Here is a 20,293-nt window from a genome sequence, read left to right as displayed (position 1 = left end):
GCGGAGGGCCGGGGCGGCGGTGACCCGGCTCCGTCGGACGCGGCACCGGCGGGGCCGTCGGCCCCGCACGGACGTCGGACCGGCTGGGTGTCGGCCCGCACGGTCGTCGCCCTGCGGGATGTCGGCCCTGCGCGGACGCCTGCCGACGGGGTGCCGGCCCTGCACGGATGCCGGGTCGGCGGGGTGTCCGTCCCGCGCCGGCACCGGACCGCGGGGGGTACCGGTCCGCGCGGGTGCCGGACCGGTGGTGCCGGACCGGTGGTGCCGGACCGGTGGTGACGGTCCCGTGCGGATTCCGGAACCGCGGGGGTGTCCCTCCCGCGCGGACCCGGGACCCGCGAGGGTGCCGGCACCGTGCGGACGCGGGACCGCGGGAGGTCCCGGCCCGTGCGGACATCGTGATCGCCAGGGTGTCAGGCCCGTGCGGACGCCGGACCGGCGGGGTGCCGGTGCCGTGCGGACGCCGCTGCGGCACGGTGCCGGGCCGGCGCGGGCGTCCGGCCTGCGAGGGCGGTGGTCCCGCGGCGGTGCCGGACCCGCGCGCGAGCCGGATCCGCGGCGGCCCCGGCTCCGCGTGGACGCCGGGCCGGCACGGTGGTCGGCACCGCGCGGTCGCGGCGACCGACGGCGCTGTCGGTCCCGCGCGGCTGCCGGACCGGTAAGGTTCCCGGCCCCGGCCGCGCCGCGGAGCGCCCCCGCATCAGCCCTTCACCGCGCCCTGCATGATGCCGCCCACGATCTGCTTGCCGAAGATCGCGAAGACCAGCAGCAGCGGCAGCGTGCCCAGCAGCGCGCCCGCCATGATCAGGGACTGGTCGGGCGTGTACCCGCGGCCGAGGCCCGCGACCGCGACCTGCACGGTCGGGTTGCCGGTCTGGCTCAGCACCAGGAACGGCCACAGGAAGTCGTTCCAGGTCTGGACGAACATCAGCATGCCGAGCACCGCCATCGCGGGGCGCGCCGCGGGGAACACCACGTGCCACACCACGCGCCAGCTGCTCGCGCCGTCCACCCGGGCCGCCTCGATGATCTCGTCGGGCAGCGCCTGGAGCAGGTACTGCCGCATGAAGAACACACCGAACGCGCTGACCAGCGACGGCAGGATCACCGCCTGGAGCTGGTCGGTCCACTCCAGCTTGGCGACCATCATGTACAGCGGGATCACGCTGAGCTGCGGCGGCACCATCATCGTGCCGACCACGATCAGCATCATCGCGCCGCGGCCCTTGAACTTCAGCTTGGCGAAGGCGAACCCGGCGATCGTGGACAGGAACACGATCGTCACGGCCGAGGTCCCCGCCACGATCGTCGTGTTGACGAACGCCTTGCCGAGGTTGGCGTCGTTCCAGGCGATGTCCAGGTTGTCGAAGAGGTTCGACCCGAACCAGAACGGCGGCGGTGTCTGTGCCAGCCGGTTGTTGTCGCGGGAGGCGGCGATCGCCGTCCACACCAGCGGGAACAGCGAGCCGACGGTGAACAGGGCCAGGATCACGTACGCGATCGGCCCCGCGTGCATCTGCCCGCCGGCCCGCGCCGACTTGGGCCGCCGCACGAGGCCGGGCTTCTTCACGGCCGTGTCCGGCGGAGAGGGGGGCGGTGTCGTGGAAGTCGTCGTCGTCACGGCCGTACTCCTAACTACTGGCGCGCAGCCGGCGCGAGATGACGTAGTTGACGATGCCGACCACGATCAGGATCAGGAACATGGTCCAGGCGATCGCGGAGGCACGGCCCAGGTGCTGGTTGACCCAGCCCTGCTCGTACAGGTACAGCCCCAGGGTCTGGAACTGGTGCTCGGAACCGCCCGACGCCCCCTTGTTGGCGTCGAACAGCAGCGGCTCGCCGAACACCTGGGTGGCGCCGATCGTCGAGACGACGACCGTGAACAGGATCGTCGGACGCAGCGACGGCAGGGTCACGTGGAGGAACTGCTTCCAGCGGCTCGCGCCGTCCAGCGCCGCCGACTCGTACAGGTCCTGCGGGATCGCCTGCATCGCCGCCAGGTAGATCAGCGCGTTGTAGCCGGTCCAGCGCCAGATGACGATCGTGGACACCGCGAACTGCGAGGGCCACTTGTCGCTCTGCCAGTCGACGGCGTCGATCCCGACGTTGTTCAGAACCCAGTTGATCATGCCGTAGTCGCGCCCGAACAGCAGCACGAAGACGAGCGAGGCGGCCGCGATGGACGTCGCGTACGGGGCGAGCATCGTGACCCGGAAGAACGTCGAGCCGCGCAGCTTGTAGTTGAGGATGTGGGCGAGCCCCATCGCCATCAGCAGCTGCGGCACCGTCGAGATGATCCCGATGGTGAGCGTGTTCTTCGCCGCGTTCCAGAAGAACTCGTCGTCGAAGATCCGCGTGTAGTTGCGCAGCCCCACCCACTCCATGTCGGTGGGTGCCGTCATCTCCACCTGGTGCAGCGAGGCCCAGCCGGTGTAGACCAGCGGGAACAGGCCGAACGCCAGGAACAGCAGGAAGAACGGCGAGACGAAGGCGTACGGGCTCCAGCGCATGTCCCGCTGCCAGCGCCGGGAGAGCCGGGCGCGGTGCCGCTGCTCCGCCCCGGTCGGGTCGGCGGGCGGTCGGCCCGGGGCCGCGCCCCCCTCCTTGGCGGGGGGCGCGGCGGTGTCGTGGGTGGCCATACGGGTCACTTGTCCAGGTTGTTGTCGATGGTCTTCGTCGCCGTCTCCCAGGCCTCCTCCGGCGACTTGCCCTTCGTCACCAGGATGACGCCGTTGTCGGTCAGACCCTGCTGGATGATCTGGTCCTTCGGACCGATCACCTGGACCGGGGCGGCCTTCGCGGCCGCGGCGAAGATGGTGCCGATGTTGAGGTCACCGGTCATCTCGTTCTTGGCGCCGGTCACCTCGGGCATGGTGTACGCGCTCGGCGTGCTGGGGAAGGAGCCCTGCACCTTGAACAGCTTGGCCTGCTGCTCGGGCGCGGTCAGCCAGGCGACCAGCTTCTCGGCTTCCTTCACGTTCTTGCCGTTGGAGGGCACGGACAGGAAGGAGCCGCCCCAGTTGCCGGACTTCGGAGCGACCGCGACGGCCCACTTGCCGAGGGACTCCGGCTTCGACTTGCCCTTGAGGGTGCCGAGCATCCACGGCGGGCAGGCGATCGTCGCGAACTTGCTGTTCGAGATCGTGGTGTCCCACGCGGGCTGGAACTGCGTCTGCGCCTGCACCAGGCCCTGCTCGGCGGCCTTCGCGGTCAGGTTGAAGGCGTCCTTGACGGCCTTGTTCTTCTTGTAGATGACCTCGCCGGAGGAGTCGTAGAACTTCTCCTCCTGGCTGCTGAGGACGGCGTTGAGCAGGCCGCCGGGGGAGTCCATGAAGAAGGTGCCCGCCGGCGCCTTCTTCTTGTACTGCTCGCCGACGGAGACGAACTTGTTCCAGTCGCCCGCCCACAGCTTGCCGACCTCCGCCGGGTCGGTCGGCAGACCGGCCTGCTTGAAGAGGTCCGTGCGGTAGCAGAGGGCCATCGGGCCGACGTCCGTGCCGAGCGCGATGGTCTTGTCTTCCTTGGTCGTGGCCTGCGCCCACTTCCAGTCCAGCCACTTGCTCTTGTCCACGCCCGAGACCTTGGACATGTCCTGGAGCTTCGCGCTCTGGGTCGCGGTGACCTCGGCGATGTTGGCGACCTCGATCGCCTGGACGTCCTGGAGACCGCTGTTGGTGGTGAGGTGGTTGACGAGCGCGGGGTAGTAGTTCTCGTTGCGCTCGATCACGTTCTCGGCGATCTTGATGTTCGGGTTGAGCTTCTCGTACTCGGCGTAGAGACCGGCTTCCTTGAAGCCCATCGTGCCGAAGAGTCCCAGGGTGATCGTGGTCTTGCCCTTGCCACCGCCCGACGAGTCGTCGGAGGCCTTGTCGCCGCCGTCGTCGGCACAGCCGGCCAGCAGCCCGGCGCCCATGGTGGCGACGGTCGCCAGGACTACCACCCGACGGGAGCTTCGGGTACGTGCTCGCATTACGTCCTCCTGTTGCCCTGACGTGCCGACCCCCCGGCCAACTGCATTGTTGGGCCCGTTAGTTTCTCGCTGCGGCTCGGGCGGGGAACGTGCGGGTTGTGTATGTGTCAGGTACCGTGGGAGCGCTCCCACAGGTGATGTGTTGAAGAGTCGTCGGTCCGGGCGAGGGTGTCAAGGGCGGGAACGCGGAGAGACGTGTTCAGTTATCCGGCTGTTAGCTAACGCGCCGGGGCGATGCTTTTCGGCCGGGAGCCGCTGCCCCCGGGGGCGGTGGGCCGGACGGCCGGGACTGTTAGATTCCAGGCCGGTGGGATGATGACAGCGGGAAGGCGGAGCCCATGGCAAGCCACGGTACGCGGGGACGGAGCGGTGGCCGGCCGACCCTCGAAGAGGTGGCGGCGCGCGCCGGTGTGGGCCGCGGCACGGTCTCCCGCGTGATCAACGGCTCGCCCCGGGTCAGCGACGCCACCCGTGCCGCCGTCGAGGCCGCGGTCGCCGAGCTGGGCTACGTCCCCAACACCGCGGCCCGCGCCCTCGCCGCCAACCGCACGAACGCGATCGCCCTCGTGGTGCCCGAGCCGGAGACCCGCTTCTTCGCCGAACCGTACTTCTCCGACATCCTGCGCGGAGTGGGCGCGGAACTCGCCGACACGGAGATGCAGCTGCTGCTGATCTTCGCGGGCAGCGACCGGGAGCGGCAGCGCCTCGCCCAGTACCTGGCCGCCCACCGCGTGGACGGCGTCCTCCTCGTCTCCGTCCACGCCGACGACCCGCTGCCCGACCTCATCGCCCAGCTGGAGATCCCCGCCGTGATCAGCGGCCCGCGCTCCGCCGCCGAGACGCTGCCGTCCGTGGACTCCGACAACTACGGCGGCGCCCGTTCGGCCGTCGAGCACCTGCTGGCCCGCGGCTGCCGCCGCATCGGCCACATCACCGGCCGTCTCGACGTGTACGGCGCCCAGCGGCGCGTCGACGGCTACCGCGACGCGTTGCTCGACGCGGGGCACGGGGTGGACGAGCTCCTCGTCGTGCAGGGCGACTTCACCGAGGAGGGCGGCCAGCGGGCGATGCGTGAGCTGCTGGACCGCGACCCCGCCCTCGACGCGGTGTTCGCCGGCTCCGACGTGATGGCGGCCGGCGCCCGCCAGGCCCTGCGCGAGGCGGGCCGCCGCATCCCGGACGACGTGGCCCTGATCGGCTACGACGACTCGGCGATCGCCCGCCACATGGACCCGCCGCTGACCAGCGTGCGCCAGCCCATCGAGGAGATGGGGCGCCGCATGCTCGACCTGCTGCTCACGGAGATCGCGGACGACCGCCCGGCGGTGTCGCGGGGTCTGGAACGGCGCCAGGTGGTCCTGGCCACGGAACTGATGGTGCGCGCGTCGGCGTGAGGGGCACCGCCCCCCCGCACCTCGCCGCCGTCCCGGCTCCCGCCCCGGTCGGCGTCGGCGCGCGGCGGGAGGGTGCGGGTGGTGCGGGTGGACGTGCGCGACGACCGTCCGGACGTCCCCGTCACCGGGGCGGCTCCGCGCCGAGCCGCTCGTGGCGGGCGCGCGGGGCTCCGGGTGAACCCGGGTGGAACCCGGGTGGAATCCGGGGAGAGTCCGGGGAAAACGCATCAGCCGGTGACCTTCGGAGAAGGTCACCGGCTGATGGATCAGGGTGAGTGACGGGACTTGAACCCGCGGCCACCTGGACCACAACCAGGTGCTCTACCAACTGAGCTACACCCACCATGTCCGGCAGTCGACTTTGTGGTCTCCCTACCGGCCGAGAAAAAGTGTACAGGGTCCCAGGGGGTGCTCGCGCACGGCTTTCATCCGGCGGGCAGGACGTGCTTGGCGGCGATCGCCTTCGCGGTGTCGGAGTCCGGTCCGGGCTGCGGCACGAACACGGCCTCGCGGTAGTAGCGCAGCTCCGCGATGGACTCGCGGATGTCGGCGAGGGCGCGGTGGTTGCCGTTCTTCTCCGGGCTGTTGAAGTACGCCCGCGGGTACCAGCGCCGGGCCAGTTCCTTGACGGAGGACACGTCGACGATCCGGTAGTGGAGGTAGCTCTCCAGCGTCGGCATGTCCCGCACCAGGAAGCCGCGGTCGGTGCCGACGGAGTTCCCGCACAGCGGGGCCTTGCCGGGCTCCTTCACGTGCTCGCGGATGTAGGCGAGGACCCGCTCCTCGGCGTCGGCCAGGGTGGTGCCGCCCGCCAGCTCGTCGAGCAGCCCGGACGCGGTGTGCATCTGGCGCACCACCTCCGGCATCGTCTCCAGGGCCGCGTCCGGCGGCCGTACGACGATGTCCACACCGTCGCCGAGGATGTTCAGCTCGGAGTCGGTGACGAGGGCGGCAACCTCGATGAGCGCGTCGTTCGACAGCGAGAGGCCGGTCATCTCGCAGTCGATCCACACCATGCGATCGTTCATGCGTCCACCCTAAGGGTGACATCCCCCGATCCGGTGCCCCGCGTCATGGCGGACGTCCCGGGGGCGCGGCCCCCGGAGGCGGGAACGGGAAAGGGCGGCGGGGGCGAGGAGACCCGCCCACCACCGCCCGTTCCTCACATCCCGCTGCGCTGCCCCGGCAACCCGCCCCGGGACCCCGCGTACGCGTCCCGCGGGTGCTGCTCCGCCGCCAGGGTGCTCGCCGAGGCCGAGGCCGAGACCGAGGCCGCGCCCAGCGCCCCCGCTCCCGCGGTCCGCCGCACCTGCGGCGGCACCCCCGCGGTCTCGGGGTGCGGAGCGGTGGGCCCGCCCGCGCCGCCCGCCGCGACGGCGGACGCCGCCTCGCTCTCCGCCGCGGGCACCCGCTCGCTCTGCGGCCGCCGCGCCCGGTACGCCGCCCGGTAGGCCGCCGGCGAGGAGCCGAGCTGCCGCCGGAAGTGCCCGCGCAGGGCGACCGGCGAGCGGAAACCGCACCGTCCGGCGACCTCGTCGACGGAGTAGTCCGACGTCTCCAGCAGCCGCTGCGCCTGGAGCACCCGCTGGGTGATCAGCCATTGCAGCGGCGCGCTGCCGGTCAGCGACCGGAAGCGGCGGTCGAACGTCCGCCGGCTCATGTAGGCGCGCGCGGCGAGCGTCTCCACGTCGAACTGTTCGTGGAGGTGTTCCAGCGCCCAGGCGACGACCTCGGCGAGCGGGTCGGCGCCGATCTCCTCCGGTAAAGACCGGTCGAGGTAGCGCTCCTGACCGCCCGTCCGGCGCGGCGGGACCACGAGCCGGCGGGCCAGCGCGCCGGCCGCCTCGTTGCCGTGGTCCGTCCGCACGATGTGGAGACAGAGGTCGATTCCGGCCGCCGTCCCCGCCGACGTCAGCACGTCGCCGTCGTCGACGAACAGCTCACGCGGATCGACGTGCACCGACGGATAGCGCTTGGCCAGCGTCGGTGCGTACATCCAGTGGGTCGTGGCCGGCCGTCCGTCCAGCAGGCCTGCCGCCGCCAGCACGAACGCGCCGGTGCACAGGCCCACGATGCGGGCGCCCTCCTCGTGCGCCCGGCGCAGTGCGTCGAGCGCGTCGGCCGGTGGCGGCGAGGTGATCGAGCGCCAGGCCGGTACGACGACCGTGCCCGCCCTCGATATCGCCTCCAGGCCATGTGGCGCGGTGAGTTCCAGGCCCCCTGTGGTCCGCAGCGGGCCGTCCTCGCCCGCGCACACCAGGAGGCGGTAGCGAGGTACGCCGGCGTCCTGGCGGTCAATCCCGAACACCGACAGCGGAATGGAACTCTCGAAGATGGGGCCGCCGCTGAACAGCAGCACCGCGACGATCTCCTTGCGACGTCGCCCGGACAGTTTCCGGGCCGCGGCTTCCGGCGCGGCAGTGGAGTCGTGGCTCATCCCTGCTAAGCCCCCCTCGGTGGTCGCGGCTCCTCGGTTGTGTCGCTCCTGCACGTTTCCCCTCGGTCCTGCACGAGTCCCCCGCCGTAGACAATCAAGATCGAAATCTACTGTGTCGCGTGGTGCCGGAGTGGCCAGTTAGTCACCCGGCACATTGTCGACATGGCAACTTGGCGTGAAGCATTCGATCACGAAGCGTTGCACTCGTGGGCCGTGCAGGGAAGTGCGCCTCGTCGCAGTGGCCAATCCACGTAGGGTTCCAGGGCCCCCGGAACGCCCTTTCGCGCAGGTCGGACGGGGTGGAGAGGGTGGTCGCGGCACGGCATGCGCGGTATCCGGAAGTTGGCTGAAAAGATACGGCCGCGTGCGTGAAAACCGGTCAGCCGACCGGTGTGCTTCCGCCGCTGTGACGACCGCCACGGCGGGACCCGGTTCCGGTGTGCCGACGGCCTGCCCGGTGCGGCGCGCGCGGCGGGTGTTCCCCGTCGGGGGGCCGGGCCGCGCAGCGCTCGGAGCGGCGCAGCAGCAGCCGGCAGACGGCCGTGACGGCGGCCAGGCCGACGGCGGTGCCCGCGGTGCCGGCCAGGGAGGTGCCGTACCAGAGGAGGACCACCGGGACGAGGACGCAGCTGAAGGCCGCCCAGCGGATCAGCTCCGTCGTCCTGCCGTCGCCGTCGCGGGTCTCGGTGGTGGGGCGGGACGAGGGCATGGGGCGGACTCCTCCCTGGGGGCGGTTCAGGTGGTTCAACGCCTGTTCGACCGGTCGGTCACTCACCGGACGGCCGGCGGGCAGGTGAATCCCGTGCGAACCGCCTGTACGGGGCAGCAACCATTGCGTTACGGGCGGCCCCTCGTGCATGCTCCCTGGAACCCCCGCGGACCGTGGGCGGGACTGGGCCATGGAGGCGTGGCGCCGTACCCTTGGGGGTATGGGGTGGGGAAGATGATTCCCGGACACGCTCCGCCGCTCACGTTCGTCCCACCCGTCAAAGGATCGATACGCCGAGACAGCCATGGCCGGTCACGAATTCTTCGAACCAGCGGACCGCAAGCGGTCGGTCGCCGATCACACGGCATCCGAACCCCTGGCGGCGGAAGAGGCACGCCCCTCCTGTGATCCCGCTTTCCAGCACGGTGTCGTCGTCGGCTTCGACGGATCGACGTCCAGCGAGCGGGCCCTGGCGTACGCCGTCGGCATGGCTCATCGCTCCCGTGCGGGCCTGATCATCGTCCATGTGGCCAACAGGCTGCCCACCACGGTGTGGGCGGGCTGCGAGCCGCCGGTCTTCGTGGACGTGCCGGACCACCGCACCGAGGTGCTCGGCCTGGAACTGGCCTGCGCCGAGTACCTGTCCGAGGTGCCCTGGATCCTGGTCGAGCGCGGCGGCGACATCTGCCACGAACTCGAGGAGGTGGGGCGGGAGTACGCGGCGGACGCGATCGTCGTCGGCTCCACGCACGGCCTCGTCGGACGGATCTTCGGGTCGGTCGCGGGGCGGCTCGCCAAGCGGGCGAAGCGGCCCGTCGTCGTCATTCCCTGAGGTCCCCGAGGTCTCTGAGGTCCCCGAGGTCCCGGGTTTCCCCAACTCCCTTGACGTAAAAGGAAACCACTCGCGCGAGAGGTGGTTCGTGCCCCGGTGAAGGGCATGCGCCGGGCACCGCGCGACCGCGGACACGTGCCGGCCCGCGGCGGTCTCGCGACGGGCCGGCCGCCCCGGAGTGACGGCCACGGGCCGAACGGCAGCCGGTGCCGGGGGAGTTGATATCCCGGCGGACGGGTGGACCCCCCGTGCGCGGTGGCGGCACGGAGGGTCCGTTCTCACTGGTCCTCCTACTCGACCGTCACCGACTTCGCCAGGTTCCTCGGCTTGTCGATGTCACGGCCGAGGGCCTTGGCCGTGTAGTAGGCGAGGAGCTGGAGGGGGATGCCCATGAGGATGGGGTCGAGCTCGTCCTCGTTCTTGGGGACGATGATCGTCTGGTCGGCCTTCTCCTGCTCCTGGTGGGCCACCGCGAGGATCCGGCCGCTGCGGGCCTTGATCTCCTCCAGGGCGGCGCGGTTCTTCTCCAGCAGGTCGTCGTCGGGGACGATCGCCACCGTCGGCAGGGCGGGCTCGATCAGGGCGAGCGGGCCGTGCTTCAGCTCGGACGCCGGGTAGGCCTCGGCGTGGATGTAGGAGACCTCCTTGAGCTTCAGGGAGGCCTCACGGGCCACCGGGTAGCCCCGGACGCGGCCGATGAAGAGCATCGAGCGGGCCTCGGCGAACTCCTCCGCCAGCTTCTTGATCTCCTCCTCGCCCTCGAGGATCTCGGCGATCTGGGCGGGCAGCCGGCGCAGGCCCTCGATGATCCGCTTGCCGTCGCGCACCGACAGGTCGCGGGTGCGGCCGAGGTGCAGCGCGAGCAGCGCGAAGGCGACGGTGGTGTTGGTGAAGCACTTGGTGGAGACGACGCAGACCTCCGGGCCGGCGTGCACGTAGACGCCGCCGTCGGCCTCGCGGGCGATGGCGGAGCCGACCACGTTCACCACGCCGAGCACCCGCGCGCCCTTGCGCTTCAGCTCCTGGACGGCGGCCAGCACGTCGTAGGTCTCACCGGACTGGGAGACGGCGATGTACAGGGTGTCGGGGTCGACGACCGCGTTGCGGTAGCGGAACTCGGAGGCGGGCTCGGCGTCCGCGGGGATGCGGGCGAGCTCCTCGATCATCTGGGCGCCGATCATGCCCGCGTGGTACGAGGTGCCGCAGCCGAGGATCTTCACGCGGCGGATCTGGCGCGCCTCGCGGGCGTCCAGGTTGAGGCCGCCCAGGTGCACGGTGGAGAAGCGGTCGTCGATGCGGCCGCGCAGCACGCGGTCCACGGCGTCGGCCTGCTCGTGGATCTCCTTGTGCATGTAGGTGTCGTGGCCGCCCATGTCGTAGGAGGCGGCCTCCCACTCCACGGTGGTGGGCTCGGCCGTGGTGCGGGTGCCCTCCGTGGTGTAGGTGCGGAAGTCGTCGGCCTTGAGGGTGGCCATCTCGCCGTCGTCGAGGGTGACGATCTGACGGGTGTGGGCGACCAGGGCGGCGATGTCCGAGGCGACGAACATCTCCTTCTCGCCGATGCCGAGGACGACCGGGGAGCCGTTGCGGGCGACGACGATGCGGTCGTTGAAGTCGGCGTGCATGACGGCGATGCCGTAGGTGCCCTCGACCACGCGCAGCGCCTCGCGGACCTTGTCCTCGAGCTTCTCGGCCTGGGAACGGGCGATGAGGTGGACGAGGACCTCGGTGTCGGTCTCGGAGAGGAACTCGACGCCGTCCGCCTCCAGCTTGCGGCGCAGGTCGGAGGCGTTGTCGACGATGCCGTTGTGGACGACGGCGACCTTGAGGTCGGCCGACATGTGCGGGTGGGCGTTCACGTCGGAGGGGGCGCCGTGGGTGGCCCAGCGGGTGTGGGCGATGCCGGTGGTGCCCTTGAAGCGGGCCGGGACCTTGGCCTCCAGGTCGCGGACGCGCCCCTTGGCCTTGACCATCTTCAGGCCGGCCGTCTTCGGGGAGGTGACGACGATGCCCGCCGAGTCGTAGCCGCGGTACTCCAGGCGCTGCAGGCCCTCCAGGAGCAGGGGCGCGACGTCACGCTTCCCGATGTATCCGACGATTCCGCACATGTGTAGGCAATCCCTCTGTAGTTCTCGGCTGGTCCGGGGCCGGTCGTTCAGCCGTAGACCATGCGGCGCAGCTGCCGGAGAGTCGGCTCCGGCGGTGCCACCGCCCGGTATTTCAGGTCCGCCGCGATCCGTTCGAAGATCTCCGCGTTGACCAGGCCCTGGGCCTGGAGCTCGCGGTGGCGGCGACGGACGAATTCCTCGGTCGTCTCGTCGAAGTAGGCGAGAACGTCCTGGATCACCCGCAGGGCCTCACCCCGGTTCAGGGGGGTGGAGCGCGTCAGATGATCAACGAGTTCGTCGTGCACCCGGTAGATCCTGGGGTACCGACGAGAGTTTCGCAAGATTCCTGCCCGATTCCGGGCAGACCCCTGGCGGGGAGTCGTGGGTGACCTGTGCGTGTGCTAGGGGAAATTCGCCCGACGGGCGCCGCCCGCCCTCACATGCGCTGCAGGACCGCCTGTTTGGCCCGGGCGAACTCCTCGTCCGTCAGGACGCCGTCCCGGTGCAGTTCGCCCAGCTCGCGCAGGCGGCGCAGCAGCGTGTCGTGGTCGTCCCCCGCGGCCGGCCCCGGTCCCGGTCCCGGCCCCGGCAGCGGCAGCGGCACCGCCCCCGGCGCCGGGGGCACGGCGTGCCCGGGGCCCGCGGCCGGGTGCGGCAGCCTGGCCTGTACGGCGGCCGCGACCAGCGCCATCAGCGGGTCCTTCTTGAAGCCCCACAGCTCCACGGCGTTCGGGTCGTACTTCGCCGGGGTCCTCGCCGACGCGCCCCGGACGGTGAACCGCAGGTGGCCGTTGTCCAGTCCGGCCGCCGGCCGCCACTCCACGGCCGTGATCTCGCCGACGGGCAGGGTGCGGGGGCCGGCGGCGGCCTTGGCCTCCTCCGTCTTCCAGTTCCACTCCAGGTGCACCCGCTCGCCGTCGAAGCTCGCGGTGCCGTCCCCGGCGGACACCGACAGGGGCACGGACGGGCCCGGCAGCAGAGGGGCGTCGACCGGACCGGTGGGGACCTGGTCGAGCAGCAGCGCGTCGCGCACCTCGTCGACGAGGTACTCGGCGACGCCGTGGCGGTCGGGTTCCACCACCAGCCGGTAGGGGTCGTGGGGTTCGGCGAGCCGGCCGCCGGTCGCCCGCAGCAGCGGACAGGCGCCGTCGCGCAGCCGCAGCCCGAGCCGCCCCGACCTCTTGCCCTGCTCGAACGAGACGCCCGCCAACGCGCGCAGGGGCACGACGAGTTCACCCAGGGCGCTGCGGAGCGGACTGACGTTCCTGTCCCGGCCCGGCGTCAGCCGCAGGGCATCCCCGTCGAAGACCCAGGTGCCGTCCTTCTGGATGATTTCCGCCATGGGGCGATTGTTCCATCAGGTGTTCGCCCCGGACCGGGAAGAACCGGGGCGGGGTGAGCGGAGACAGGACGAGCCGGACCGGGACGAGCCGGGACGCGACGGCACCACGACGCACGCCCCCGAGGACCGTACTCGGAGGCGTGCGCCCGTCGGCGGGTCAGAGACCGGCGAGGGGGTTCTTCAGGGTGCCGATCAGCTGGAGGGCGCCCGACGGGTCCGCCAGGTCCACCATCTGCCGGTTGTTCCGCAGCTGGAGCCGGTTGAGGCAGGACAGCGCGAACTCGGGGGCGAACAGGTCGTACTGCCGGAACCGGTCGTCGAGTTCGGGGTGCGCCTCCTGGTACTCGCGGGAGACCTCGGCGACCGTGCGCCAGAAGCCGTCCTCCGCCAGGACCCCCTCGGCGGCCAGGCCGGCGGCGAGGAAGCGGAAGAAGCAGTCGAAGACGTCCGTGAAGATCGACAGGAGTTTCATGTCCTCGGGGACCTCGGCCCGGACGCGCCGCACCTCGGGCGGCAGCACCGCGTCCGGGTCCATGACGACGATCTCCTCGGCGATGTCCTTGTAGACCGCCCGCTGCACGACACCGTCCTTCAGGACCAGGATGGTGTTCTCGCCGTGTGGCATGAAGGCCAGGTCGTAGGCGTAGAAGGAGTGCAGGAGGGGCGTGTAGTACGCCCGCAGGTAGTGCCGCAGCCACTCGGCGGGGTCCAGGCCCGACCGCTCGACCAGCGCGCCGGCCACCGACCTGCCCTCGTGGTCCACGTGGACCAGGGCGGCCATCGTGGTGAGGGACTCGCCGTCGCGGAGGGAGGGGACGGGGCTCTCCCGCCACAGCGCGGCCAGCATCTTGCGGTACGGCGAGTAGCGGTCGGTGGCCGCCTCGTACTCCAGGTGCCGGTAGCCGACGGCCGCCCGCTCCCGGATGATCGACAGGCCCGTCGACTTCAGCACCGGGTCGCTGTCGATCAGCCGGTCCAGCCAGTCGTTGATCGCCGGGGTCGCCTCCATGTACGCCGCCGACAGGCCGCGCATGAAGCCCATGTTGAGGACGGACAGGGCCGTCTTCACGTAGTGCTTCTCGGGGTGGGTCGCGTTGAAGAACGTCCGGATGGACTGCTGGGCGAGGTACTCGTCGTCGCCCTCGCCGAGGCACACCAGGTTCTGGCGGGCGACCTCGGCGGCGAAGGTGACGCTGAGCTTGTTCCACCACTGCCAGGGGTGGACGGGGATGAGGAGGTAGTCGGCCGGGTCGAGGCCCCGTCCGCGCAGGACGCCGTCGAAGCGCTCGACGGTCTCCTCGCCCAGCTCCTGCCGGACGAACGACGCGTAGTCGATGCCGGCGCCCGCCGTGAACGCCGCCCGCGACCGGTGCGCCGCCAGCCACACCAGGCGGACCGGGCTCGCGGTCTCCGGTGCGTACGCCAGGTACTCGTGGACGCCGAAGCCGAGCCGCCCGTTGTTGGCGACGAAGCAGGGGTGGCCCTCGGTCATGCCGCTCTCGACGGCCTGGAAGCCGCCCTCCAGCAGCTCGGCGGCCGTGAGCTGCGGCTTGGTGAGTTTGTAGCAGGTGCCGGAGAGGGTGGAGGAGATCTCCTCCAGGTAGACCGGCAGGATCTCGTCGCTCAGTCCGAGCGTGCCCCGCAGCTCGATGAGGAAGTCCAGTGCGGCGAGGGGGAGTGCGGCGCCGTCCCGGGTGCGGGTGATCGAGCCGGCGTCGACCTGCCAGTGGTCCAGGGCGCGGCGCACGGCGGTGAAGCGGTAGGCCGTCAGGCCGTCGTCGCTGCGGACGACGTACTGCTCGTTCCGCCCGTCCTGCTCGCCCGTGGACCCGCTCACGGGCTCGGGGGTGATCAGGCGCTCGTGGGCGAACTCCGCGAGGGCCTTGCGGACCAGCAGGCGGTTGGCCTTCTCCCAGCGTTCGGGGGAGAGGTGGGCCACGGCGTCGGTGAGGCTCACGCGCCCACCCCCGTGGCGGCGGTGAACCGCTCCCGCGTGCAGAAGCTGAGCAGCGCCTTCTTCTCCGGCTTGTCGATCTCGCGCTCGGGGACGAAGCCGACGGCCTCGTTCAGCGCGTGCACGGCCTTGTTGGAGACGTCCGGCTCGACCACCACCCGTTCGACGGCCGGGTCCTGGAAGAGGCGGGCCACGACGGCGGTGATGACCGCGCGGGTGAAGCCGTGCACGGGCCGGTCGGTGGGGGCGACCAGGAAGTGCATGCCGATGTCGCCGGGCCGCGGCTCGTACAGGCCGACCAGCTCGCGGTGGCGGGGGTCGTAGTACTCCATCAGGAAGGCCGGTGTGCCGTCGTGCAGCCCGAGCAGGGCGTGGTGGTGCTCGTCGGCGGCGATCTCCAGGTAGGCGCGCTCGACGTCGGCCGGCGTGGCGTCCTGCATCATCCAGAAGGCCGCCTTGGGGTGCGTCACCCAGGAGTGCAGCAGCTCGGCGTCCTTCGGGGGGTCGAGGGGGCGGAAGGTGAGAGGGCCGACGGCCGCGGTCGTGTTCATGCTCCGAACTCCTGGAACGCGATGGTCTTCTCGACCGGGTAGTACTCGCTGCCGAGCAGCTCGCGGATGATGCAGCTGTTGCGGTACGGGCCCATGCCGAGGTCGGGGCTGGTGACGCTGTGCGTGTGGACGCCGGCGTTCTGCAGGAAGACGCCCCGGCCGGTGACGTCGATCGCGTAGTCGCGGGTCACGTCGAAACGGCCGTGCGTGTCGAAGCGGAGCCGGTCGCGGATCGGGTCGAGGAAGGCCGGCGGCTCGTAGTGGTAGCCGGTGGCCAGCACCAGGCCCTCGGTGCGGATCTCGAAGTCCTTGTCCTGCTCGTCCTGGTGGAAGCCGAGTGTGTAGCCGCCGTCCTCCTGCCGCGCGGAGGTGAGTGAGGAGTTGGTGAGCAGCCGGGTGGGGACGCCGCGGCCGCCGCTCTCGACGTTCTTCTGGTACAGCAGGTCGAAGATCGCGTCGATCAGCTCCGAGTTGATGCCCTTGAACAGGCCCTTCTGCTGCTTCTCCAGCCGGTAGCGGGTCTCCTCCGGCAGCGCGCGGAAGTAGTCGACGTAGTCCGGGGAGGTCATCTCCAGGGTCAGCTTGGTGTACTCCAGTGGGAAGAACCGCGGGGAGCGGGTGACCCAGTTGAGCCGGTAGCCGTGGGCGTCGATCCCGGAGAGCAGCTCGTGGTAGATCTCGGCGGCGCTCTGCCCGCTGCCGACCACGGTGATCGACTTCTTCTCCCGCAGCTCCGCCTTGCGGTGCATGTACTGCGAGGTGTGCAGGACGCCGTCCCCCAGGCCGCGGCACGCCTCGGGGACGAACGGCACGGTGCCGGTGCCCAGGACCAGGTGGGGGGCGCGGTACTCCTCACCGTCCGTGGTCCGCACGGCGTACAGCTCGGTGCCCTCGTCGTACGTCACCTCGGCGACCGTCGTCGAGAAGCGCACGCTGCTCAGCTTGCCGGCGGCCCAGCGGCAGTAGTCGTCGTACTCCACGCGCAGTGGGTAGAAGTTCTCGCGGATGTAGAACGGGTACAGCCGGCCCTTCTCCTTCAGGTAGTTGAGGAAGGAGTACGGCGAGGTCGGGTCGGCGAGGGTGACCAGGTCCGACATGAACGGCGTCTGCAGGTGAGCGCCGTCGAGGAACATGCCCGCGTGCCACTCGAAGTCGGGCTTGGACTCCAGGAAGACGCCGTTCAGCGCGTCGATGGGCTCGGTCAGGCAGGCGAGGCCGAGATTGAAGGGGCCGAGCCCGATCCCGACGAGGTCATGGGTGGCGGCGGGGTTTTCAGGACGCGCGGTCAAGGGACTCTCCCAGGTACTGCTCGGCGTGGCCGGCGATCAGTTCGAGGACGGCGGCCATGTCGTCGACCGTCGTCTCGGGATTCAGCAGGGTGAACTTCAGGTAGTGGCGGCCGCTCACCTTGGTGCCCGCCACCACCGCGTCGCCGGAGGCGAACAGGGCCTTGCGGGCGTGGAGGTTGGCGCGGTCGATCTCGGCCGGGTCGGTGACGGCCCGCGGGACGTAGCGGAAGACCAGGGTGGACAGCGACGGCTCGACGACGACGTCGAAGCGCGGGTCGGCGGCGAGCAGTTCCCAGCCCCGGGCCGCGAGGTCGCAGACCTCGTCGAACAGCTCGCCGATGCCGTCGGCGCCCATCGTGCGCAGCGTCATCCACAGTTTCAGCGCGTCGAAGCGGCGGGTGGTCTGGAGGGACTTGTCGACCTGGTTGGGGATGCGTTCCTGCACCATGCGGCGGGGGTTCAGGTACTCGGCGTGGTAGGTGGCGTGGCGCAGCGTGGCCGCGTCCCGGACCAGGACGGCCGAGGAACTCACCGGCTGGAAGAAGGACTTGTGGTAGTCCACGGTGACGGAGTCGGCGCGTTCGATGCCGTCGATGCGGCCGCGGTACTTCACCGAGGCGAGCAGCCCGCAGCCGTAGGCGGCGTCGACGTGCATCCAGGCGCCGTACCGCTCGCACAGTTCGGCGATCTCGGGCAGCGGGTCGATGGAGCCGAAGTCGGTGGTGCCGGCGGTGGCGACGACGGCCATGGGGACGAGGCCGGCCTCCTCGCAGCGCTCCAGTTCCCGGGCGAGGGCGACGGTCTGCATGCGCTTGTCGTGGTCGACGGGGACGGAGACCACCGCGTCCTGGCCCAGGCCCAGCAGTTTCGCCGACTTCTTCACGCTGAAGTGGCTGACGTCGGAGGCGAAGACGCGCAGTTTCTCCAGGGAGCCGGTCTTGGCCTCCTCGCGGGCGAGGAGCAGCGCCTGGAGGTTGGACTGGCTGCCGCCGGAGGTGAACACCCCGTCGGCGGCGGGGCCGAGGCCGATGCGGGCGGCCGTCCAGTCGACCAGTTTCCGCTCGATGAGGGTGCCGCCCGCCGACTGGTCCCAGGTGTCCAGGGAGGAGTTGACGGCGGACAGGACCGCCTCGCCGAGCACGGCCGGGATGACGACCGGGCAGTTGAGGTGGGCGAGGTAGCGGGGGTGGTGGAAGTAGACCGCGTCGCGGAGGTAGACCTCCTCCAGCTCGTCCAGCACCGCCGTGGTGTCGCCCAGCGGCCGGTCGAGGTCGATGCCCTCGATGCGGGGGGCGAGGGCGTCGACCGTGACGCCGGTGAACGGACGGTCGGTGGCGGCGAGTTTGGCGGCCACCCGCTCGACTCCTTCGGTCACGGAGCGGCGGTACCGCTCCGCGTTCGTGTCATTGAGCAGGTGCGAGCGCATCGTGGGGGTCCTCCGGGGATGGGGACGGGTCCGCCGCGGGGCGGACGCGGGAGCGGAGCCTCGATTTTTCCTTAGGTTAGCCTAACCTAAGTAACGCGAACGAAACGCCATCCCCCGGTGACGGTCGTCACGTTTGCTTTGCCGGTCAACTTCCTTGCCCTGAAGGGCGGTTGGTCAGCCGGCCGCGCGCAGCTGTTCCTCCGTCATGCCCTGACGCCAGTACCCGACGAAGGTGACCCGGCGCCTGTCGATGCCCCACTCCCGCACGAAGTGCCGGCGCAGCGCCTTCACCGAACCCGACTCCCCCGCGATCCAGGCGTACGGCCGCTCGGCGGGCGGGAGCGGCGCCGCGCGCAGGACGTCGAGACAGGTCCCGTCGGTCAGCCAGGAGATCTCGGCGTCCGCCGCGGTCGCCAGGTGCCGCGCGCTCCGGGCGTCGCGCACCTCCAGCCACGCCCGGACGCGCCGTCCGGCGGGCAGCGACGCGAGAATGGACGCGATCGCCGGCAGGGCCGTCTCGTCGCCCCGCAGCAGCACCAGGTCGGTGTCGTCCGGCGGCTGGAACCGGATCGCACGGTTGTCGGCGACGGCGGGGCCGAGCAGCAGCACCCGGTCCCCGGCGCGCGCCCGGCCGGCCCACGCGGAGGCGGGCCCGGCCGGGGTGTGCAGCACGAAGTCGACGTCGATCTCGTCGGGGTCCCGGCGCATCTCCCGCAGCGTGTACGAACGCATCACCGCCCTTACGTCGTCCGGCAGTTCACGCCACCCCTGCCACCACCCTCCCCCACTCTCGGCTGCGCTCGAGCGGGAGGACCCCCATCCGAGTTCGACGGGGACGACCGGCGCGTCCTGCCCCGGATGCGGCAGGAACAGCGACAGCGACTGGTCCCGGCCGTCGGAGAAGAAGTGCCGCAGGTCCTCCCCGGCGAAACTCACCCGGACCAGGGACGGACCGAGCCGCCTCGTCCGTACGACGTGCAGCGCGAAGAAACGGAACGGGGCGGCGACGGCCGTGGTCACGCGGGCTCCTGGAGCGGGAGAGGGGCGGCTGGCCTTCCTTCGGGGGCGGGCCCGTGCCCGAGCGGTTCGACCGCGTGGGCGCGGGCCGCGGGCCGCCTCGTCAGGCGACCTTCTTCGCCTTCTCGAGCGCCTCGGCGAGGGTCTCCAGCAGCGGCACGCACTTGTCGTACGACAGGATCGGCTCGGGTGAGCGGGCGATGACCTGCCCGGCCTTCACCGCGGGGAGCTGCTTCCACGTCGGCTTGGTGATGTCGGCCGGCTGGATCGTCGAGGAACGGTCGTCCATCATGATGATGTCGGCCTGGTACTTGTCGACGTTCTCCCAGCTCAGCGACTCGTACCAGCCGCCGCCCTCGGCCTTGGCGCTCTCCGGCGGCTCGACGAAGTTCACGCCGAGGGCCTTGAAGTACTCCAGGTCGATGGAGAGGTTCGTGCCGGAGACGTAGAACAGCTGGTCGCTCGCGGAACCGGCCATGACCTTGATCTCGGGCTTGGCCTTGGCGGCGGCGCGCAGCCGGGTCGCGGCGGTCTCGAAGCGCTTCTTGGCGTCGGTGACCCCGGCCGCGGTCATGTCCGCGCCGAGGGACTCGGCCAGTTCCCACATGCGCTCCAGGGGAGCGGTGAGCTGCCGGTCGTAGACGGAGACGGCGACGCTCGGGGCCAGCTTGGCGATCTTGTCCTTGGAGGCCTCGGGGACGTACCAGAGGGTGCCGGCGTCGTCGAACATCGTGGAGATGAGTACGTCGGGCGCGAGGGCCGCGTACTTCTCGACGTTGAACTCGTCCCAGACGTTGCCGAGGATCTCGACCTTGCTGACGTCCATGTCGCCGGCCTGGACGTCCGCCTTGCCGTCGGTGGTCCTCGTCGGGCCGAAGACGCCCTTGACCTGGATGCCGTAGTCGTGGAGGGCGGCCGCGACGCCGGTGAACGCGACGATGCTCGCCGGGATCGCGTCGAGCTTCACGGTGGTCCCGCGGTCGTCCTTGAACGTCCAGGGACCGGACTTGGCGGCGTTCTCCGTCGACTTCGCGTCACCGCTGCCCGAGTCGTCGTCCCCGCAGGCTGCGAGCACGGCACCGAGACCGAGGGCGCCACCGGCGGCGAGGATGCCGCGACGGGTGAGGTGAGTGGCTCTGGCGTTGGGCATGAGTGTGGCCGCTTTCGAACGGGGCGGATCACCGCCGGACAATTCGAAGGTAGGTTAGCCTAACCTCAGATCTTGTCCAGGGGGCGGGCCCGGCCGGAACCGTCCGACCCCGCC

At 70.9% G+C, this 20,293-nt stretch carries 17 protein-coding genes and 1 tRNA gene; 2 read left to right on the top strand and 16 right to left on the bottom strand.

Annotation, left to right across the window (positions count from 1 at the left end; all coding sequences use genetic code 11):
• Positions 1-700: 700 nt before the first annotated feature.
• The 3 genes from ACH4N1_RS03765 to ACH4N1_RS03755 are packed head-to-tail and all read right to left on the bottom strand — an operon-like array spanning position 701 to position 3,970.
• Complete coding sequence (locus tag ACH4N1_RS03765) at positions 701-1,621, bottom strand: carbohydrate ABC transporter permease (RefSeq protein WP_398094264.1); 921 nt, start codon at positions 1,619-1,621, stop codon at positions 701-703.
• Positions 1,622-1,631: 10 nt separating this feature from the next.
• The gene (locus ACH4N1_RS03760; protein WP_398094398.1) at positions 1,632-2,639 is read right to left on the bottom strand and encodes a carbohydrate ABC transporter permease; all 1,008 of its coding nucleotides are present in this window, start codon (positions 2,637-2,639) and stop codon (positions 1,632-1,634) included.
• Positions 2,640-2,644: 5 nt separating this feature from the next.
• Positions 2,645-3,970 carry an ABC transporter substrate-binding protein gene (locus ACH4N1_RS03755; protein WP_398094263.1) on the bottom strand — a complete coding sequence of 442 codons (1,326 nt, stop codon included), beginning with the start codon at positions 3,968-3,970 and terminating at the stop codon, positions 2,645-2,647.
• Positions 3,971-4,308: 338 nt separating this feature from the next.
• On the opposite strand from ACH4N1_RS03755, the gene ACH4N1_RS03750 reads away from it, so the two are divergent.
• The gene (locus tag ACH4N1_RS03750) at positions 4,309-5,364 is read left to right on the top strand and encodes a LacI family DNA-binding transcriptional regulator (RefSeq protein ID WP_398094261.1); all 1,056 of its coding nucleotides are present in this window, start codon (positions 4,309-4,311) and stop codon (positions 5,362-5,364) included.
• Positions 5,365-5,634: 270 nt separating this feature from the next.
• Here the strand turns inward: ACH4N1_RS03750 and ACH4N1_RS03745 are convergent.
• From ACH4N1_RS03745 to ACH4N1_RS03730, 4 genes are all read right to left on the bottom strand, one after another.
• Positions 5,635-5,707: transfer RNA gene (locus ACH4N1_RS03745), tRNA-His, on the bottom strand.
• Between the two features lie 82 nt (positions 5,708-5,789).
• Positions 5,790-6,392, bottom strand: coding sequence for an oligoribonuclease (gene orn / locus ACH4N1_RS03740; protein WP_398094260.1), 603 nt, complete (start codon positions 6,390-6,392; stop codon positions 5,790-5,792).
• Positions 6,393-6,526: 134 nt separating this feature from the next.
• The gene (locus ACH4N1_RS03735; RefSeq protein WP_398094259.1) at positions 6,527-7,801 is read right to left on the bottom strand and encodes a helix-turn-helix domain-containing protein; all 1,275 of its coding nucleotides are present in this window, start codon (positions 7,799-7,801) and stop codon (positions 6,527-6,529) included.
• 379 nt (positions 7,802-8,180) lie between these two features.
• A complete protein-coding gene (locus ACH4N1_RS03730; RefSeq protein ID WP_398094257.1) occupies positions 8,181-8,510 on the bottom strand; it encodes a hypothetical protein in 330 nt (109 codons plus the stop codon).
• Between the two features lie 304 nt (positions 8,511-8,814).
• On the opposite strand from ACH4N1_RS03730, the gene ACH4N1_RS03725 reads away from it, so the two are divergent.
• Positions 8,815-9,342, top strand: coding sequence for a universal stress protein (locus ACH4N1_RS03725; protein ID WP_382791818.1), 528 nt, complete (start codon positions 8,815-8,817; stop codon positions 9,340-9,342).
• A gap of 290 nt (positions 9,343-9,632) precedes the next feature.
• Here ACH4N1_RS03725 and glmS read toward each other — a convergent pair whose 3' ends face one another.
• The 9 genes from glmS to ACH4N1_RS03680 all read right to left on the bottom strand — a co-directional run bounded on the left by glmS (position 9,633) and on the right by ACH4N1_RS03680 (position 20,179).
• Positions 9,633-11,450, bottom strand: a complete 1,818-nt coding sequence (glmS, locus tag ACH4N1_RS03720; RefSeq protein ID WP_398094255.1) for a glutamine--fructose-6-phosphate transaminase (isomerizing) — start codon at positions 11,448-11,450, stop codon at positions 9,633-9,635.
• Between the two features lie 47 nt (positions 11,451-11,497).
• The gene (locus ACH4N1_RS03715; RefSeq protein WP_363088612.1) at positions 11,498-11,755 is read right to left on the bottom strand and encodes a hypothetical protein; all 258 of its coding nucleotides are present in this window, start codon (positions 11,753-11,755) and stop codon (positions 11,498-11,500) included.
• Positions 11,756-11,886: 131 nt separating this feature from the next.
• Positions 11,887-12,792 (bottom strand): DUF4429 domain-containing protein, encoded by a 906-nt coding sequence (locus tag ACH4N1_RS03710; protein WP_398094253.1) that lies wholly within the window; start codon positions 12,790-12,792, stop codon positions 11,887-11,889.
• A gap of 157 nt (positions 12,793-12,949) precedes the next feature.
• Positions 12,950-14,749 (bottom strand): IucA/IucC family protein, encoded by a 1,800-nt coding sequence (locus ACH4N1_RS03705; RefSeq protein ID WP_398094252.1) that lies wholly within the window; start codon positions 14,747-14,749, stop codon positions 12,950-12,952.
• Positions 14,746-15,297 carry a GNAT family N-acetyltransferase gene (locus ACH4N1_RS03700; RefSeq protein WP_398094251.1) on the bottom strand — a complete coding sequence of 184 codons (552 nt, stop codon included), beginning with the start codon at positions 15,295-15,297 and terminating at the stop codon, positions 14,746-14,748. Before ACH4N1_RS03700 ends, ACH4N1_RS03705 begins: the two co-directional genes overlap by 4 nt.
• Positions 15,294-16,586 carry a lysine N(6)-hydroxylase/L-ornithine N(5)-oxygenase family protein gene (locus ACH4N1_RS03695; protein ID WP_398094250.1) on the bottom strand — a complete coding sequence of 431 codons (1,293 nt, stop codon included), beginning with the start codon at positions 16,584-16,586 and terminating at the stop codon, positions 15,294-15,296. Before ACH4N1_RS03695 ends, ACH4N1_RS03700 begins: the two co-directional genes overlap by 4 nt.
• Positions 16,570-18,012, bottom strand: a complete 1,443-nt coding sequence (gene desA / locus ACH4N1_RS03690; RefSeq protein ID WP_398094249.1) for a lysine decarboxylase DesA — start codon at positions 18,010-18,012, stop codon at positions 16,570-16,572. The genes ACH4N1_RS03695 and desA overlap by 17 nt, the downstream gene beginning before the upstream one ends.
• Before the next feature lie 174 nt (positions 18,013-18,186).
• Complete coding sequence (locus tag ACH4N1_RS03685) at positions 18,187-19,032, bottom strand: siderophore-interacting protein (RefSeq protein WP_398094248.1); 846 nt, start codon at positions 19,030-19,032, stop codon at positions 18,187-18,189.
• Between the two features lie 100 nt (positions 19,033-19,132).
• Positions 19,133-20,179: an ABC transporter substrate-binding protein gene (locus tag ACH4N1_RS03680; RefSeq protein WP_398094246.1), complete on the bottom strand. Its 1,047-nt coding sequence runs from the start codon at positions 20,177-20,179 to the stop codon at positions 19,133-19,135.
• Positions 20,180-20,293: the final 114 nt, after the last annotated feature.

The sequence above is a fragment of the Streptomyces sp. NPDC017202 genome, from assembly GCF_044331705.1.
Taxonomy (GTDB): Bacteria; Actinomycetota; Actinomycetes; order Streptomycetales; family Streptomycetaceae; genus Streptomyces.
Note: the sequence above shows the minus strand (reverse complement) of the source record. Positions and strands in the feature narration are given on the sequence as shown.